15 protein-coding genes are annotated in these 17,483 nt (G+C 47.1%); 13 read left to right on the forward strand and 2 right to left on the reverse strand.

Going from position 1 to position 17,483, the window contains the following annotated elements; translation table 11 throughout:
• The first annotated feature begins 221 nt into the window (after positions 1-221).
• The 7 genes from GF401_18220 to GF401_18250 all read left to right on the forward strand — a co-directional run bounded on the left by GF401_18220 (position 222) and on the right by GF401_18250 (position 6,313).
• Positions 222-1,400, forward strand: coding sequence for a hypothetical protein (locus tag GF401_18220; GenBank protein ID MBD3346994.1), 1,179 nt, complete (start codon positions 222-224; stop codon positions 1,398-1,400).
• A gap of 200 nt (positions 1,401-1,600) precedes the next feature.
• The gene (locus GF401_18225) at positions 1,601-1,993 is read left to right on the forward strand and encodes a hypothetical protein (protein ID MBD3346995.1); all 393 of its coding nucleotides are present in this window, start codon (positions 1,601-1,603) and stop codon (positions 1,991-1,993) included.
• 115 nt (positions 1,994-2,108) lie between these two features.
• The gene (locus GF401_18230; protein ID MBD3346996.1) at positions 2,109-2,591 is read left to right on the forward strand and encodes a hypothetical protein; all 483 of its coding nucleotides are present in this window, start codon (positions 2,109-2,111) and stop codon (positions 2,589-2,591) included.
• Positions 2,592-2,903: 312 nt separating this feature from the next.
• Positions 2,904-4,298 carry a hypothetical protein gene (locus GF401_18235; protein MBD3346997.1) on the forward strand — a complete coding sequence of 465 codons (1,395 nt, stop codon included), beginning with the start codon at positions 2,904-2,906 and terminating at the stop codon, positions 4,296-4,298.
• Positions 4,299-4,649: 351 nt separating this feature from the next.
• Positions 4,650-5,339 carry an OmpA family protein gene (locus tag GF401_18240; GenBank protein MBD3346998.1) on the forward strand — a complete coding sequence of 230 codons (690 nt, stop codon included), beginning with the start codon at positions 4,650-4,652 and terminating at the stop codon, positions 5,337-5,339.
• 41 nt (positions 5,340-5,380) lie between these two features.
• Positions 5,381-6,028, forward strand: coding sequence for an outer membrane beta-barrel protein (locus GF401_18245; protein ID MBD3346999.1), 648 nt, complete (start codon positions 5,381-5,383; stop codon positions 6,026-6,028).
• 45 nt (positions 6,029-6,073) lie between these two features.
• A complete protein-coding gene (locus GF401_18250) occupies positions 6,074-6,313 on the forward strand; it encodes a hypothetical protein (GenBank protein ID MBD3347000.1) in 240 nt (79 codons plus the stop codon).
• Positions 6,314-6,488: 175 nt separating this feature from the next.
• On the opposite strand, the gene GF401_18255 is transcribed toward GF401_18250, so the two are convergent.
• Together GF401_18255 and GF401_18260 are read right to left on the reverse strand one after the other, a co-directional pair.
• Positions 6,489-9,260: a DUF1565 domain-containing protein gene (locus tag GF401_18255; protein ID MBD3347001.1), complete on the reverse strand. Its 2,772-nt coding sequence runs from the start codon at positions 9,258-9,260 to the stop codon at positions 6,489-6,491.
• 333 nt (positions 9,261-9,593) lie between these two features.
• A complete protein-coding gene (locus tag GF401_18260) occupies positions 9,594-11,063 on the reverse strand; it encodes a sulfatase-like hydrolase/transferase (protein MBD3347002.1) in 1,470 nt (489 codons plus the stop codon).
• A 240-nt stretch (positions 11,064-11,303) separates the two neighbouring features.
• Here GF401_18260 and GF401_18265 point away from each other — a divergent pair, with 240 nt between their 5' ends.
• The 6 genes from GF401_18265 to GF401_18290 all read left to right on the forward strand — a co-directional run.
• Entirely contained in the window at positions 11,304-11,639 is a 336-nt protein-coding gene (locus GF401_18265; GenBank protein MBD3347003.1) for an alcohol dehydrogenase catalytic domain-containing protein, read from the forward strand.
• Positions 11,639-12,256, forward strand: a complete 618-nt coding sequence (locus GF401_18270) for a zinc-binding dehydrogenase (protein MBD3347004.1) — start codon at positions 11,639-11,641, stop codon at positions 12,254-12,256. The genes GF401_18265 and GF401_18270 overlap by 1 nt, the downstream gene beginning before the upstream one ends.
• 170 nt (positions 12,257-12,426) lie before the next feature.
• A complete protein-coding gene (locus GF401_18275; GenBank protein MBD3347005.1) occupies positions 12,427-13,458 on the forward strand; it encodes a hypothetical protein in 1,032 nt (343 codons plus the stop codon).
• 257 nt (positions 13,459-13,715) lie between these two features.
• Positions 13,716-14,276: a hypothetical protein gene (locus GF401_18280; GenBank protein MBD3347006.1), complete on the forward strand. Its 561-nt coding sequence runs from the start codon at positions 13,716-13,718 to the stop codon at positions 14,274-14,276.
• 178 nt (positions 14,277-14,454) lie between these two features.
• A complete protein-coding gene (locus tag GF401_18285; protein MBD3347007.1) occupies positions 14,455-15,969 on the forward strand; it encodes an OmpA family protein in 1,515 nt (504 codons plus the stop codon).
• A gap of 28 nt (positions 15,970-15,997) precedes the next feature.
• On the forward strand, positions 15,998-17,483 hold a 1,486-nt coding region (locus tag GF401_18290), incomplete at its 3' end, for a hypothetical protein (protein ID MBD3347008.1).

Consider the following 17,483-nt stretch of genomic DNA (forward strand, 5'->3'; position numbering starts at 1 on the left):
TAGGGAAAGCAAGGGACGTGAAATTCAGGAAGGAGGGAGAGGGCCGGGGTGGTTTCGGAAAATGGTGAGGGACTGCTCCCCGTTTTTTTTAGAAACAGATATCCGATTCTTTTATCTTTGCAAAAATATGTTTGTTTTTAGAAGAGGGAATGATGTTTATTATTAAAAAAGAAAAATAGAAAGAATTTTATAAATATATACCTTCTTCATCAGGAGGAAATTTGAGAAATGTCTGTTATTTAATTTTGTTTGCAGCAACCATCATTTTCGCCGAAAATGATTCATTATTGAATCTTGATACCCCTGCTCCTCTTACACTGATACAAAACGGAAGACACAAGATTTATCAATTATTAGAAAATGGTGAAATTAAACAAATACAGAAACTGCATACTCAAATGTATCGTCAGATTGACACCTCCTTATACAATATTTTTACACCTTATGAAATTATCTCTTTTGATCTGCTTTTTGGCAGATTTTTTTATGTATCGAATCTTGATATGATGGATACAATTACCAAAGCATATTATAACAAGGCTCCGGCACCGAATGATGCGCTTTTGAATAATATGCAACATTTATTGAAAAAGAATAAATTAACAATTGAACAAAACATGGAAAAATTAAATGAAAAGAAATTCGATTTCTGTAATATCTTTTTACATTGGCTCATATCAGATGCCAGAGATACATTAGACCAGAATACTCTTAACTATGAAGCTGATAGATATTTGGAAAAGCATCCCGAAGGCGAATACGCTGATTTTGTTCGATTGAAGATCCGGTATGTTTACAGGCCCTCAAACTGGGGTTTTGGTCTATCATTTTTCTCTGGCCTTGGCCTTTTCTCTGGGGGATTAGAAGATATATACAGCAACGCAGTCTTATTAGGACATTCTTTCGATTTCTTCTATAAAAAATTTGGTTTTGTGTTTTATAATCAATTTCAAGCTGCCACTAAATTGAAAGATTCCATTATTGTTGAAAATGATATTTGGCCTCAGGGAGTTAAATTATTTCAGTTCAGTCCTGCCATCCATTTTGGATATCTTGTGCTGACAAAGAGAGTGTACATATTTCCATATATCGGCATTGCAAGTCATTCTGCCAGTATTGCTGATGCGGACACATCGAAGTATAAATCCGACGCTGAAATCCCAATGCATTCAAGTCCGGTTTTAGGGGTTACTTTTGATTGGAAACTTGCGCCTACCCGGGGAGTATTAGTAAAATCCTATGAATCCGGTTCCTGGACTATCAGAACAGATTTATCTGTAATGAATACTCGCCATAACAGATATGATAATAAATTCAGCGGATATTTAGTTATGGTGAAAATTGGAATTGGCGGCATAGCCTGGCCAATTAAAAGGGATGGACTGCCGAAAAAGAAATGAGGGGGAGCTTTAGATTTGCCGGCCGGCGACGGGCTTACTCCCACCGAAAAATCATTAGCAAGCCTGGACTATGATAAAATCATTGACTCCCGAACGTGCAACTCTCGGTCTTCATTATTGTGATACGGACAGCCTCTACAAATATAATATTCATACACCTCACGACGGAATGTATGTAATGAGTGTTATGGAAGAATCGAATGCCAGGTTTAGTCACGTGGAAGATACGACCGAGCAATTGGCTTGTCTTGATTCCGCTCTGTCTCGCGACAGCACTAACTATCACGCTATTAGACATAAAAGCTATATTCTACTCACTCAAAAAAAAATATGAAGAAACAACCTCACTGGCTTCCGAATTCATCCGCATGTATCCGGACAGTATATTGCCATACTACCAGCGCGGCGTAACATACTACAATAATAAGAAGTTTATTCTTGCCGAAGCTGATTTTAATACCGCGATTGAAAAGGATAGTGATTACATTTATGCCTATAAAATGCGGGCTAAACTTTACAAAAAAGTGGGCAAAAAAAGAAAGGCAAAGAAGGACCTTAAAATGGTCAAAAAGCTGGAAGAAAAACTTCACTAGCCCCTTTAGACAAAAGTGTTATTCCCATCTGGGGGTGCTATGTGAAAAAAAATCCTGCCGATTATTGCTGATCATTCTTGCAGGTTTCATTCTGCGCTCCCATGCCGGACCCCAAGTGATATCATCATCGTTGGATTTTGAAGGCAGTGGCTATTCATTTTCTTTTGCAGTCAAATCTTCTCTGTCCGCCGAAAGCATCTATTCGATACTGCTCGATCCGGCCGTTCTGAAAAGATTCAATGCCTATGCAGATACGATCGACATAACAGTGCTCGACTCGAGTACATCTCTGGTACGAACCGTTTTCCAGGTATGGGGATATCGTGGAGAGTCGGTTTATAAAAGAATCATCTATCCTGATGAGAGGCGCATTGCCATGCTGCTCGAATCATTCAATCACAACTGGGACATGGCACCCGGCCCGGTGAAAGCCCGCGCCGATTATCACCTAGACAGCGAAAATTCCCATGCAATCCTCGGATACAGCCAAAAGGTCAGGCTTAAAAACAAACCGAATGCATTACTCCGCTGGATTATCAGCATGCAGTTGAACCGTTTCAAGGAGACTGTCGTTGCGGTACTCGAAGAGATAGAATAGACAATTCGTCTGACAAATAAAGTGCACGTATTTACAAATATTTTATTATGGATTTTATTGTTCAATGCCGTAAAGTGGGTGTGAAGGATTTCTTGGCGGGTATTAAAGTCTGGTGCGTGACGGTTATTTCTTCTGCCGTGCGGGTATTACGATCGGATCGGTCCTCGCTGAGGAAGTATTTCCGTCTGTCCGAACCTGAGGGGTAATTGGGTATTCATGTATTATGTATTATTTTATAAACAGTCATGAAGGCGACTGTACTGCGAATTGTTCGTTGATTATATTCTAGATTCAGAGGAACCCCTTCAAATCATGTCTTCCGACAAACCTATAAAATCCGATGATATTCTGGCCGGTTTCGATTCGGCCACCACGATGCTGGATTCTTTGAAGCACAGCCTTCTTGAGCGGCCGTTCAAGGGGATCCCTCCTCTCCGGTATGTCCCCTTGAGTATCATGCGTTCCATCAATTCGCTTCCCAAAGATTTCCGTCAGTGGGTATACCGTGAAGCCGGTGCTCAAGATGCACTGCGGAGAAAGCATCTGAAAGATATCGATATGGACCGTATGGCGCAGGATATTGTTGATAGTTATCCGGACCGGAAATATCCTGCTGTAGCGATCGGTTCTGCAAATGGGGCACTGATCCATTTATGCTCGGCGCTCGGGATTCCCTGGCTTCCGCAAACGCTTCTGGTGACGGCAAAGCGGTCGGTGCACCCCGACGACATTCTGGGTGATATTAAATGGGGCAAAAAAGCGGTACCGGATTTTTTGAATGCCAACCCTTCGGTGGTGGTCCACCAGATGCACGATCCGGTGCAGGACCGACTGATGGTAACCAAGGTTGCCTATCTCCGGGTAAAATATCTCACGCTTCCGCCGGCATATCGTGAGTTTGTCGAAAATAAACTCGCCCCCGGCGCGCCCATTATCGTTTCGGATTGCTCCTTTCGCTGGCCGGTAAAAACAATAAGCGACCGTCATTATTTCCAGACCGGCGGTTATGGAACGACGTCACCCGAAGAATATATTCAGGGAAGCGACCGGGTTAAAGAATTCCTTCAAAAGCAGGGCATGTCTGCTGAGAAGTGGCAAACTGGCCCTGTCGATTCGTATCAACCTGAAGCCGAATGGGGATTCGTTGAGTCGATGTATGATGATATCGAAAAGACCGGCAGGCCGGTGTGGCGGGTATCCTATGAATCACCCGAAGATCTGAGTCCCTTTGCAGCCGACTGTTATCATCACTGGTATCTGAAGCGGGACCACAAGCCCGAAACGCTGCTGGTTGACTGTTTTGCAATTATGGATCCCTGGTCGACCATGCAGGCCCATGCGATCCCCTACTGGCTGGTATTCAATACATCGGTATCCGCACAGGCGCTTCATTCATTCTGCCGGGATCGCACTTTCAAACGGGCCAGGGTTATTCTGATGGCCAATGGTATCACCGGTATCGGTGCGGTATCACTTGACCAGTGGCACGAAAGCCTCAAACAAGCCGCAGAAGATATCGGTTTTGTCGGAATCGATAAGGATTCCTATCCCAATGATCCGGCATCCTTCGGCTCTTTCGGCAAAGCGCTGCGCAAAGAGCTGGAACCGCTGAAAACTCCACCACGTCCGCTGCAATTATGCGAAATTGCCGACTTTATAGGTGAAAACAGGAATAATTATTCATGCAAATGGAATTTACCGGGTTGAACAGCCAGGGAATATCATCTCCTTCCTCCTTTTAACATAGGCAATTCCTGAAACATTACTTTGCGTTGTATAATTTGTCAGAAACGGAAAGTTTTCTTGTCACTTTCAGGAATCCCCCCCCACCTTCCCCACCTGTACAACACCACAAACAGCCATTTTCTTAAGTTCCCCTTCATAAACAACACATTTCCACTGCTGGCATACATCTTGCAATAAAAAACATCCCTTTAATCGAACGTGCATATGCTTTCCCTTTTCACCAAGAGCGGAAAGGAGCGGTATGCATTTTCAATTAATACAATTTGACAATATGAAATTTGTGTCGTCATAGCAAAGGAGGTATGTATGGGGATGGTCCAGGACCTTTTCCGCGGCAGGTATGCAAAGGGAATCATACTGTCGCTCTTGCTGGTTGTCGTATATGCGGGGTGCTCGAAAACTGCGGGTGGCGGTGTGTTTGGCGGTATCTTAGGCGGCAGTCTGGGAGCGCTTATCGGTAAACGGACCGGCAACACCGCGGCAGGGGTCATTATCGGCTCGGCCATAGGTGGTGCGGCGGGCGCTGCGATCGGCAACTACATGGACAAACAGGCCGCAGAACTCGAGGAAGATCTTGAAAACGCGAAAGTCGAACGGGTCGGCGAGGGTATTAAAATCACTTTCGACTCGGGCATTCTCTTTAAATTCGATTCCAGTACATTGACGGCTGATGCCGGAGAGAATGTGAGAGAAATGGCAGATGTTTTAAAAAAGTATGACGATACCAATATCCTGGTTCAGGGTTATACCGACTCGATTGGTACGAAAGAATACAATCAGGAGCTCAGTGAAGAGCGTGCGTTGTCGGTTGCAGAGAAGCTTATTGCGCTCGATGTTGATAACGATCGTCTGAAAGTTGAAGGCTATGGGGAACAAATGCCGGTTGCCGATAATTCTACTCCAAGGGGTCGGGCCCAAAACCGCCGGGTTGAAATCGCTGTCTATGCCAATGAACGGCTTAAAGAGGCTGCTGCGAAAAACAAGGATCTGGAGACCATTTAGGAGTAGTGGAGTAATCAGAGTATAAATGAAAGGAGAGGGATATGAAATTTCTATGGTTGATAATCCCGGTATTACTTGCAGGTCAGATTGAGGCACAATTTGATGAAAGTTCGATAGGCGGCAAGATCGGATTCAATCTCGGACACTTTACCGGTGAAGACTCTGATCTTGATAATACCGATACAAAGTTGCGGCCTGGTATTAACGTGGGTGCCTTTGCCAATATTGCATTGCATGAAATTTTTTCACTCCAGCCTGAAATTCAGTATACCCAGAAGGGGGAAACCGTTGAAGCGGGGAATGATTTAGTAAGCGGGAGCTGGAATATTCAGCTATCCTATCTGGAAATACCGTTGCTTGCAAAAGTTGCATTTCCGGTTGAAGCACGCACCCGGCCCTATGTTTACGCCGGTCCTTTTCTGGGAATCAACCTTCAGTCCGAAACTGATGAGATCTATGAGGTCGGTCCTTTTAATTTTGATGCGGGGACCGATCTTGACGAAGACGTCAATCAGGTTGAATCCGGGGTTGTTACCGGTGTGGGTTTTTCTCATGATCTGGATAAATTTCTGATGTTTTTGGATTTCCGGTATACTATCGGATTAACCAAGACATTTGATGACGACATATTCGATGATGTGTTTACCGGTACTCTGGCCGGTCAGCTTGGATTTGGATTCAAATTATAAGAAATTATTCACAATTTATTATACTGTTTAAGGAAGGATTTTCTCATGGGACTGAAAAAAATGATTATGCTTTTGCCGTTTGTTGCACTGCTTTCAATTAATGCCTGTGAAAAAGAGGGACCTGCCGAGAAAACCGGCAAAAAGGTGGATGAAACGGTTGAGGAAGCCACCGGGCAAGAGAGTCCTGCCGAGGAGGCTGGTGAAGCGATGGGGGAAGCCGCTGAGGAAACCGGCGAAAAGGTAGAAGAAGCTGCAGAAAAAGCGGAGGAAAAAATAGAGAATTAATAAATAGAAGATTGCATTACCATTCTCCACGCGCTGCGCCTCTGTGTACGATGTATGCAGGGGCGCGTTTTTTTGAGGAGGGAAAGGAAGAAGATTAAGAGCTATTGGAGACAAAAGACCTGTCCTGAGGTGCTATCGGAGAGAGACAACGATGCGAAAGGGAAATCTTGCCCCTTCATCTTCCCTTAGTCAACTCCACAGTTCCCCATCGATAGGGCGTGCGGGAGTTGCGGTTGTGGCTGCTGTTGCAGTAGAAGTGCTCGAGGGGTGAGTGTTCATTGTACAGCGAATAGTTGAATCCGATAATGGTTCCCTTCTCTGGTTTTGCAGGGCCGAGTATTTCGAAGGGGATATGAAATTCTATCGTATATCCGCCGGGGCCGGATTTCCAGACTCCTTTCAGGTTGTCGTATTCATCGTCGCAAATATGGTCATAGGTCCAGAGTGCGCATTCTCCGTTTCCCTTTTCGGTAAGGGGCATGAAGGTGTAGCAAACGGCATAGGGGGTCAGCGACGTTGATCGGGCACAGTCTTTTTCCACATAGATTTCGATACGGTCGGAGAACCTTCTCCGATCGGGGTTCGCTGCAACAACCGTATCGGTTATCATTACCGCCCCGTAGATTCCCTTCTCGTTCCACACCAGTTTCAGCGCCCCGGAATCTTTTTCTGAATATGGTGCTTCAAGGGGCGCGATATCATTCCATTCGTCAAGAGCTCCGTCAAGAACAACAGAAGATTTGAAATAGCCGATTTTTGCAGGGTTTTCCGGAGAGCCAGAAGTTTTTTCGGGAAGTGTTTTTTCTGTTAGCGTATCGGAAAGCTCCTTTTCCTGCGGAGGCCATTCTTTCCAGGCTTTATAAAGAGCAGGACGGTTCACAGGTTGTACCGGCTGGAGAATAAAATGATTAGTACTGTCTCTGACTGCGCGGAGTGATGCAAAGGGACCGCCGAGGGGATCGGCAAAGCTGACAGTGTCATTCAGACGAGGGTCGACTACAAGATTCTGAAAGGGGCCGGGCAGCGGGGTCTGGGCCGGAAGTAAATTTCCATAAAAATCCCTGTCGACCTCCTCGACCGGAGGGCATTCAATCGATTTTACCGATTTATCGATGCAGAATGAAAGGGTGTTTGCATGTTCGGACAAGGCCGTGCGGAGAACGGTCGGATAAACACTGTGCTTATCATTGCCCGTTGCAATATGCCATTCACCAATAGACAGAGAGGGCATTGCTTTCAACCGTTTAAGCGAAGGACGGTTTTCATCGGGGATTTGTGCAGAATCCAACGCTGCCTTGAGCGCCCCGACAACCGAATCTTTGGTAATCCTTCCTTTATTGATATTAACTAAAAACAGCGGTTTGCCCAGGGGTACACCGTAGGTGTCGGATGTATATATCTCATAGGGACCGGCGATAAGATTATAATCGGAAAAGTTATTGTTCGACCGGTCAGAAACCGCGGGCAAGCTGATTGCGCCACGATGGTTACCGATGATCATATTATTGTTCACCTGCCACCGTGAAGCCGACACCGGATTATCCCCCCGTCCCCGGTCGGTTCCCACATGGGCCCAGATACCAAAATTGGCGTTGAAATAGACCAGGTTGTGGGCGATAGTAACAATCGATGCATCGTGGCTGTAGATACCGTCACCGGCCATTCCTGCACCGGCTTTGGTGTATGCAATAATATTGTTGTCAACAAGTATCGGTCCGGTCCCGAGTTCGATAAAAATGCCTGCGCCGGTATTACCCAGCACAACATTCCGGGTGATGCGGCAATTTTTCCACCGGTTGTCTACCCAGATTCCCGAAACACCATTATTACATATATAGTTTGCCTCAATATGGCCGTCATCGAATCCATGGAATTTCATCCCCGATGCCTCGGTGCCGTACATACCACAGTTATTATTATTCACAATGGTATTGTCGACAATGATACAACCTTTTGCTTTAAAACCAACAATACCTCCCGCCCCATTTTCTTCAATGATATTATTCCGTATGATATGATATCCGACCATTCCGGGCCGTGGCTGATTGAGATAATCGGCATCGCTGTCCCCCTCTTCTCCGCAATCGAGCCCCATGGTCCGGGCATAACGGATCGTATTGTTTTCGATTATCCAATGATAACCGCTCCGGCATCCGAGGGCACCAGCCTGGGGCGGACTGGTGGGATTCCAGAATCCCCGGGGGTACTGATTGGCACAGTGCTCAATGATAAAACCCTTCACAACAATATACCCCAGTCCTCGCTTGAATGGCGCAAAGACTCTTTCTCTCACTGTTAATTCAACCAGACAGTTGGCGACCTGTTTTGCTGAAGTGGTGAAATGCACAAGCATGGCATTTCCACTGTCAACGACCATCCATGACCCGGCAACAGTTTCCAGCTTCTTTGGGGAATCTACCTGTAAATATTTTCTGTGGTCAACAAAGAGCTGCCCCAATGTCAGCCGTCGCTCGCCGATTGAAAGCAATTCCTTATAGGGATTAAAGGTGCGAGATCCGTGTATTGTGGGCAGGGGCGGAAAAAGTGCGGTATCGATCGATGCCTGGTATATGTTTGCACCGGCACCGGTCTTTTCCCACGACGGTTTCCAAACCTCGGAACCCTTGATAAAAACCTTATTTTGGGGAGCAGCCATATAAACAACCGGTTTTTCCGGGTGACCGCCATAGGCCGGGGCAACACGCTCCCTGTAGATACCACTGCAAACAAACACTGTATCCCCCGCCTCTGCTGATTCTGCGGCCCGGGAAATAGTTTTAAAAGGCTTTTCTGATGTTCCTGTATTTTTATCGGAAGCTTTCCGGTGATTCTGGTCGACAACGTAGACACGGCCGGAAATGTTCTGAATGCAAAAAAGCACCAGGAAAAAGATAAAGAGGGTTTTATTTGCATGATGCTGAACAGGCTTGCAGATTGAAAGGTCCATAGAATCCTCTGAGATGAAAAAAATGAAAATTTCAATATACTAGATTTCCGCGGTAAGATGAGGTAAGGGACGAATGCACGAAGTTAGGAGAACACGATGGAAGAAAGCTATATCATATTATGGGGAAATTGCGAATATCTGCTGAATCAGCGTTAGGGGGGTCAGTATTATTTCGGATTTCGGATGTATATTGCCCCCAGCTCAGCCTCCTTCTCGTGGGGTTGAGAAGGAGGTGAGCGTGGTAGAAAGGAGATGGGGGTGTTCAGCAAAAAGGCTCATTTTAATTATATCGTTAATAAATACGTTGTCAATACTTTTTTATTGTCATTGTAATTATACTTTGTCGCCGACTCCTACTTTCCATTCTTTTATCCGCTGTTTGAGATCGTCTTTGATGCCTCCAAAATCCCGATCTGCCGCCAGGTTTCGTGTTTCGAGGGGATCATCATTGAGATTATAGAGTTCATCTTCATCAATGCTGCTCCAGCAATATTTCCAGCCGTCGGGGTTGATAATAGTTCTGACAGGATCCCGCATGGCAGATTCGATTTTTTCCTTTGAATATGATTCATTCATCCATTGAGGAATGGAGACTTCTCCGATTTTGTCTCCCAAACCGTTATTCGCGCCGTTCCATTCGACAAAGACATCTTCCCGGTGAATATCCCGGCGGCCGTCAAGCAACGGACAAAGGCTTTTTCCCTGCAGATGAGAATGAACCGGTTGTCCCATGAGATCGAGCAGCGTAGGAACAATATCGATCTGACTCACCGGTCCCCTCACCCGCCGTCCATTATGTTGTCCTGGAATACCGATCATCAAGGGAACCCGAATCGCTTCCTCGAACATGACATACTTTCCGACCAGCCGCCGGCTCCCCATCATATCGCCATGATCGGAAGTAAAGACCACGATCGTGTTGTCCCAGAGATCGTGCTGATCCATTGTTGAAAGAATCGTTCCGATATGGGTATCGATCAAGCTGCAAAGTCCCCAGTAGTTCGCGATCATTTTGCGCCAGTCATCAGGCGTTTGCAGCGGAAGGCCCGAATGACCGTAGCGTAAATAATGCTCCTGGAGCAGCCTGGTTTTAAGCGGCTGGTTTTCCGCAGGGGGACAATCGAAATTCGGTGGCAATGGTATGGATGCTGGATCGTACTGATTGTCCCGGGGGCCGAAAAAGGGCATATGGGGTTCGAAAAAATTAACATAGAGCACAAAGGGATGATCGCTGTTTTGACGGATAAAGGATGACGCTTCCTGTGCAAGGTAGGCCGGTTTTCCGAATTGTTCGGGCATTCGTGCAGCTTCGGGCCTGCTGAACCGGGAACCGTCTGTGGGAGTAAAACCGTTTTGCAGTAGAAAATCATGATAACTTGAATGACTGTTTTTATCCCGTCCTTTGCTGAAATAATGGGAATAATGGTCTTCAATGCTCCGCCACTGCTCAAAGCCATGCTGCGCAAAGATTTCATCACCAAGATGCCATTTACCGAAATGGGCAGTAGCATAATCACCACGCTCTATCATCTCCGGAAGACAGGGGATATCCTCAGACAGGGGAATGTTGTTTTCGGTGCATCCGTTTTTATGGGGATACAAGCCGGTCAGCAGGGAGGAGCGTGACGGCGTACATACCGGCTGGGTGACATAGGCCCGGTCAAATACCGTACATCGCTGCGCCAACCGATTGAGGTTGGGCATGTGGATGGCGGTATTTCCATAGGCGGCCAATGTATTATACGCCTGTTCATCGGTATAAATAAAAAGAAGATTAGGGTATTTGGCAGGAGTTCGGGCCATAGTGGTTCCTTCTGTTTTTCTTTTATAAATTCGGCTTGATGCTCAAAAAATACTAAACTGGGATAAAATCTTCAATTAGGGAATAGCAATGAGTATTTTAAATATTTAGTATCGGGAGAATAAAGAATCTAATTATTCTCGTTCATCTGCTCGTTCATGTCCCTCGGTTCTCTTTTTGAGAACGAGACAGACTAGAGACAAAGACCAAAGTAAAGAATGTCGAACTGAGGAGGATTCATTATGAAAGCGCTCTGGGTATACTTTCCGGAAAAAGGAAAGGCTGAGTTACACGAAGTTAATGTTCCTGACCCCCGTGCGGATGAGATCCAGGTCAAATGCCTTGCCAACGGCATATGCATGGGCGAAGTCTCTTTGTTCAGGGATATAGAGTCGAGGCAATTTCCTCTCCCCCGTTATGTCGGTCATGAGGGTATCGGCGTAGTCACCAAATGCGGCAACGAAGTAGAGGATATAAAGGAAGGCGATTATGTTGTATGCCGTGAGTGGGTGACATTATACAATAATAAAGCTTCAACCACCGTAAAATTTTCACAGCCCCGAAAGATCCATCTCTGATGATCGCGGAGCCGGTCGACTGCATAGTGGGTGCGATCCGCTCCTATGAAATCATGCCGGGCGACCGGGTTTTACTGATGGGTGCAGGATACATGGGATTGCTCAATGTCCAGGGACTGGCTGCTTGTCCGCTGGCAGAACTCGTTGTTACCGATATCAAGCAGGAGAACCTGGAACGGGCAAAAGCGTTCGGGGCGAGTAAGATTATCAATACCGGCACTGCGGAGGGTCTCACCGAATTGGAGCAGTACAAAAGCGATCCTTTCGATCTTGTCATTGAAGCCGCCGGGGTGGAACAAACCCTTCAGTCGGCAGGTTCTTTTATCCGCACCGGCGGCAGACTGGCGCTTTTTGCATGGCACCATGCCCCCCGATCGGTCGATTTCGGGGAATGGCATATCGGCGGCTATAAGGTGCTCAACTCCTCCCCCATGATTTCGACCGACCTTGCGGTCTCGACCATGGAACGGGCCGTACGCCTGATGGAAAAGGGGACTTTCGACCAGAGTAACCTGATAACCCACCGTCACCCATTATCAAAGGTCCAGGAAGCCATGGAGATTGCGAGCGAACGACCGGAGGGATATCTTAAGGGTGTGCTGGAGTTTGAGGAGTAGGAAAGAAATTGAGGAGAAGATAAAGAAAAATAGGAAACCAGGACAGTGACAACGAGATGAGAGTTGAGGCTGCGGTTAAGAGAAAGAAACAAAAGATAACGAGATTGAGCGATGGTCGGCGAGAGTTTGAAAAAGCGTTACCCTGACCTTTGTTCCCAAAGGGAGTTTTTATGCGAGTAATACAAGTTGGCGCCGGAGTCCATGGATTACGATGGACCCGATGGCTGAGTGATTATCCGAAGACGGAGATTGTTGGTATTGTTGATGTGCATGACAAGGCGCTGAAGGAGGCCTGTAAAATTGCTCAATGCGATCCGGATATCTGTTTCTCCACACTCGATGAAGCAATCAAGAATACCAATGCAGAGATGCTTGTTTGCGTGACGCCGCCCGAGTTTCATAAAGAGACAATTATCAAAGCTCTGAAAGCCGACCTTCATGTAATCAGCGAGAAGCCCATGGCCGACACGTTTGCATCATGCAAAGCTATTGTCAAAGCGGTCGGCAAAACCAGAAAACGGTGCGTGATCAGCCAGAATTTCAGATACCGTCCACCCATGTATACGATTGCCGAACTTAGTCAAAAAGGAAAAATCGGCGAAATCGGACAGGTCAAGGTGGACTTTTACCTGGGATTCGATTTCGGCGGAGGGTTCCGTCACGAGATGGACTACCCGGTCATTGTCGATATGGCAATACATCATTTCGATTACATGCGCTATATCACCGGACTCGAACCTGTTTCGGTCCAGGGTGTTGCCTGGAATCCAAAATGGTCGAATTACAAAGGCGACTGTTCGAGTTCGCTCATTTTCGAGATGAGTAACGGCGCACACATCCTCTACAATACGAGCTGGGGGGCAAAGGGTCAGTTTTCAGACTGGAACGGCAACTGGCAGATCGAAGGTGAAAAAGGTACAATCACCTATGAAAAAGGAAACATCCGATTCTATTCTTCCCCCCGACTTTATACAGTCAAAAATGAACAGGAGATATCTCCTAAAAACATGACCCGTGAAGAACAGATGTTTATTTTGGATAATTTTGTCCGTGCAGCCACCTACGGTATCGTACCGGAATGCGAAGTACTCGATAATATCAAGAGTATGGCCATGGTTTTTGCGGCTTTGAAAGCCGTGAAGACAGGGAAGAAAGTACCGGTGATCGATAAAGCCTTTACGGAACTCCTTTTGAACATTTGAAGAACACCGAGAAAATGGAATGTTTTTTTTGAGTAAGGTATGGTAGAGCGAGAAGCGGCAATCCATTCGGTGGCGTCGGATATCGCGAGGGCTTTATCGAAAAGGGCTCTGGCAATATTCCTGATCAAATGGCTGCCCCCATCGCAAAAATATCGCACTCTATCGACAGCTGGCCAATGTAAAAACTGTATTCAGGTCTGAACAGGATGCCGCAAAAAAACAGAACAACTGAAATCAATTTTTTCTCAAAGGTGTCTGTGCATCATTTATTGAAACCGATTATCGCACTGTCGGTGTACTTCATTTTTACTGTGGCAACATGTAAAAACAGAGACAGCGTTCCGGATCAGGAACCGTCAAGCGCAGCGCATTTAAAGCAGACCGATTGGACCGCCGGCATTATTTCCGACAGCACCGGTTTTCCTGCGGATACCTTTTCGGCAATTACCGACGTACGCACAGGGCGTCATGAAGAATTTGACCGCATTGTGTTTGAAATTTCCGGTCCCGGCATTCCAGACTACCATATAGAATATATCGATGAGCCGGTTCGCATGTGTGGTTCGGGCAACCCATTGTACCTTCCCGGTGATGGGTGGCTCATGATTCGATTTCATTCGGCGCGCATGCATACGAAAGGTTCTTCTACCATCGAAGACCGTGACAGAAGACTCGAGCTGCCGGTAATTCTCAGATTGGTTGCCACCTGCGATTTCGAAAATATCGTAACCTGGGTGGCGGCGGTATCATCACCAAATAGATACCGGGTAATGGAACTCGGGAATCCCTCCCGCCTGGTGGTGGACATCAGACATTGAATCCCCCCAATTCCGGTAATCCCTTTTCCGGAACCGCCCTTTTCTGTTGACTGCTCCATTCCGTAGATACATAATTGTAAATAAGGCGATAGTAATGTTTTAGATGCTGCGGGCACTCCTCTTGGTACCGAGATTTTCAAATGTGCCTGAGCACTCCGAATGACGGGTGGTGCTCATTATGATAAAACGTAGATTAATTCACAGGATTTTCCCTGTGATTTTCGTATACGGACTTCTGACGGTATGTCTTTCCGACGGTCTTCCCGGCGAATTTCTTCTCAGCAGCCGCTGGCGCGACCTGATGGGGCGGTATTCTCCACTAACCAATCCTGCACTACTCACCGAAAGCGACTATATCACCCTTCGCGGAGCCTTTGCGCCGGTGATGCAAGGTGCGTTCAAGCTCTGGGAATTCGGTGTTACCATGCCGGTTACCACCGGCCAGACAGCGGGAATTTCGATTATCGGCGAAAATGATGGTGAAATTCAGTCTGCCCGATTCGACCCCGGTACCGAGCGTCTGGTAACCGGTGGCAGCTCAAGCAGCAATAATAATACATTCACCATGCTGAGTTATGCCATCAATCCCTGGAGAACCTTGAGCTTGGGCGCAAATCTCAACATTGCATATCAAAGCAATTTTGGTGACCCGCTCTGCGGACTGGGTCTCGATATCGGAGGTTCATATCGCTTTAAGGAGCACCCGCTTTTGGGTGAGCATGTCGCCGGATTATCAACTATCAATCTGATCGCTCCCACCATGGGGCGTTCGTTGTTTGATTTCGACAGCGATGCCGCCTATTCCCGTTCCCTTCGTGTTTCCTGGCTGGGATATTTCTGGGAGCAGCGGCTCGAAAGCGGGCTGGATATCGATTTAAAGGACCTCTGGGCGAACAAGAATGAGTTCAACTCACTTGACAACGCCATAAAAACGGCTAAAAAGATCGAATGGGGTGCGGCTTGGCGTATGGGTGCATGGCTGAAACAGACCCTGGGCGCCTATTTCCAACTGGGTTTTGACAAACGATTTATCGAATACTGGGGCCTTGCCGGCGGAGCAAAAGTCCCGCTCACGGAAACCGGGCCGAAAGTGACCATGCTCTACCAATATAACTTGAAAACCGAAGGCGATCTGGCATCGACTCACACTTTCTACCTGATCATGGAGCTGGGCAAAAAGAAGCGGGATGAGGAGGCGCCGAAAATAATTGAGCGATTTATTTCGGAACGTAAAGTAGAGAAAAAGGAAAAGCAGAAACAGCAGCCCGATCTGAGCGGGCTTAAGGATATCGAGGGGCTCGAGATTGAAGAGCACGAAAAATATGTGACAATCACTGCTCAGGAGCTGGCTATCCACTTTGCCTCGGGAAGCGCCGAACTTCCGCCAGAGGGTATCAAGGTTTTGAAACGGATTGCCGATTTCCTGAAAACCTATCCCGACCATCCGGTGCGCATTGAAGGCCATACCGATTCGGACCCGATTGTCGGAAAGCTGAAATCGGTCTACCCGGACAACACCGCGCTTTCGAGGGCCCGGGCCAGGCGGGTGATGAAATACTTTATTGAGACGGAAAATCTCCCTACCGAGCTTTTTGATGCTGCCGGTTTCGGAGACTCCGTGCCGATTGCTCCTAATACCACCAAAGAGGGGAAGCGGAAAAACCGGCGGGTAGTGATCACGATAATGAAATAAGATATGCTTGCTTGAAAGGGGGCAGCACATGAAAATAACAGCAATCTTTCTCAAAACTCTTACAAGCAGTTGTTCATATGGTGCTGTGTCGCTTATTTTGCTCCTCTGCGCAATCGCACATCCACAGGAGTGGTGTGAGTTTATTATCACCGAATGTCCCCTTACATTCAACGGCGATACTATCGATGTTCCCGAGAAAGTGATCGCGATGGGCCCCCGGGTGCATGGTTGTGAAGCGGATTCATCCACCCCTGCCGAAGGCACGCCATCGATTATGTTCCTTGTGGACAATTCGGGCAGTATGTCGGGGGTGGGCGGAAGCACGGCCAATGACCGCATGGGCTCCCGGTACAGTGTCATGCTTTCCATGCTCGATGAAATCTATGCACGGATCCCCGATGCCGAGGTGGGCGTGGCGGTGTTTCAGAACATCCTCTATTTCGACCACCGTGATGATTCTTTTTTCGAACAACTCCCCGGTAATGTTGACGGGGTCCGTCATCAGTCATACATACCACTGACAAGGCTTAACGAAATCAGGACCGATGGGAGAAAGGGGATTGAAAAGCTTAAAGAAGTGCTCACCCTGGATACCTCCCGGGCCGAGATACTCGATTCGGTACAGGATTATGTTCATCTGGAATACATCCCCAGTGATATGAGCAATCACAGTGTCTATACCAATATCAATGTAGCTTTTGATGCCGCAAAAGAAGCATTTAAGAATGCTGCCAATCCGCAGCAGCAGCAGTTCATTATCTTTTTCTCCGACGGCAATCCCAGAGGAGACATGCAGGCCGGCAAAGATCCCTACTATTTCCAGGAAGGCAACAGTGTGCCGACTACTTTTACGGTCTTTTTTACATCGGAAAACGCAGCACCCCAGAGTCTGGTCACCATGACCGACAATATTAAAACCAACGATTACTCTGCCACAAATCCCAAAAGCGATCTCTGGACAATAGAAACATCACACGACGCCTTGCTCGAACTGGTGCTGCACAATATTTTGGATGTTATCCTTCTGGGGCAGCCGAATTCGATTTCCGTTACCGGCCTTTCCATTTTCGACAGCACGACCACCTATATCGACAGTTATTTCATTTTGCAGAAAAGAATCCCTCTGCAGCCGGCAATTACCCCGTTCAATCTCGACATGGCGCTTCGCTATTCCGATCAGGCAACACAGAAAACGCGGGATACGATAATCGATATCGATTTTCATGTCAGACGGGTTTCCGACAGTGTAACGCTCCCGCAGGGAATCGAGCTTCACTGCTGGCCACGGCCGACATTGCAGTTTGCCTATGATAACGTACCCATATCGATGGTGCATGACAGCATGCAACAGTTGCAGCTCAGGTTTTCCACGGGCGATTCGCTCGTCGACTCAGTATCGACAGCGCTCCACAGCAGTATCGACAGCCATAGTACCATTCTCGCCGATTCGGGAAACTATTGGTCGGGCACGTTCGAGCGGGCGACCGCCCAGAGCGCAACGCCGGGAGATCCGA

This window comes from Chitinivibrionales bacterium (assembly GCA_014728215.1).
Taxonomy (GTDB): Bacteria; Fibrobacterota; Chitinivibrionia; order Chitinivibrionales; family WJKA01; genus WJKA01.

What these genes read in the sequence shown, in the direction of transcription:
- GF401_18260 (MBD3347002.1), bottom strand. Translation starts at nt 11,063, where the DNA reads ATGGCCCGAACTCCTGCCAAATACCCTAATCTTCTTTTTATTTATACC.
- GF401_18225 (MBD3346995.1), top strand. Translation starts at nt 1,601, where the DNA reads ATGCCAGGTTTAGTCACGTGGAAGATACGACCGAGCAATTGGCTTGTC.
- GF401_18235 (MBD3346997.1), top strand. Translation starts at nt 2,904, where the DNA reads ATGTCTTCCGACAAACCTATAAAATCCGATGATATTCTGGCCGGTTTC.
- GF401_18285 (MBD3347007.1), top strand. Translation starts at nt 14,455, where the DNA reads ATGATAAAACGTAGATTAATTCACAGGATTTTCCCTGTGATTTTCGTA.
- GF401_18275 (MBD3347005.1), top strand. Translation starts at nt 12,427, where the DNA reads ATGCGAGTAATACAAGTTGGCGCCGGAGTCCATGGATTACGATGGACC.
- GF401_18240 (MBD3346998.1), top strand. Translation starts at nt 4,650, where the DNA reads ATGGTCCAGGACCTTTTCCGCGGCAGGTATGCAAAGGGAATCATACTG.
- GF401_18255 (MBD3347001.1), bottom strand. Translation starts at nt 9,260, where the DNA reads ATGGACCTTTCAATCTGCAAGCCTGTTCAGCATCATGCAAATAAAACC.
- GF401_18270 (MBD3347004.1), top strand. Translation starts at nt 11,639, where the DNA reads ATGATCGCGGAGCCGGTCGACTGCATAGTGGGTGCGATCCGCTCCTAT.
- GF401_18245 (MBD3346999.1), top strand. Translation starts at nt 5,381, where the DNA reads ATGAAATTTCTATGGTTGATAATCCCGGTATTACTTGCAGGTCAGATT.
- GF401_18265 (MBD3347003.1), top strand. Translation starts at nt 11,304, where the DNA reads ATGAAAGCGCTCTGGGTATACTTTCCGGAAAAAGGAAAGGCTGAGTTA.
- GF401_18250 (MBD3347000.1), top strand. Translation starts at nt 6,074, where the DNA reads ATGGGACTGAAAAAAATGATTATGCTTTTGCCGTTTGTTGCACTGCTT.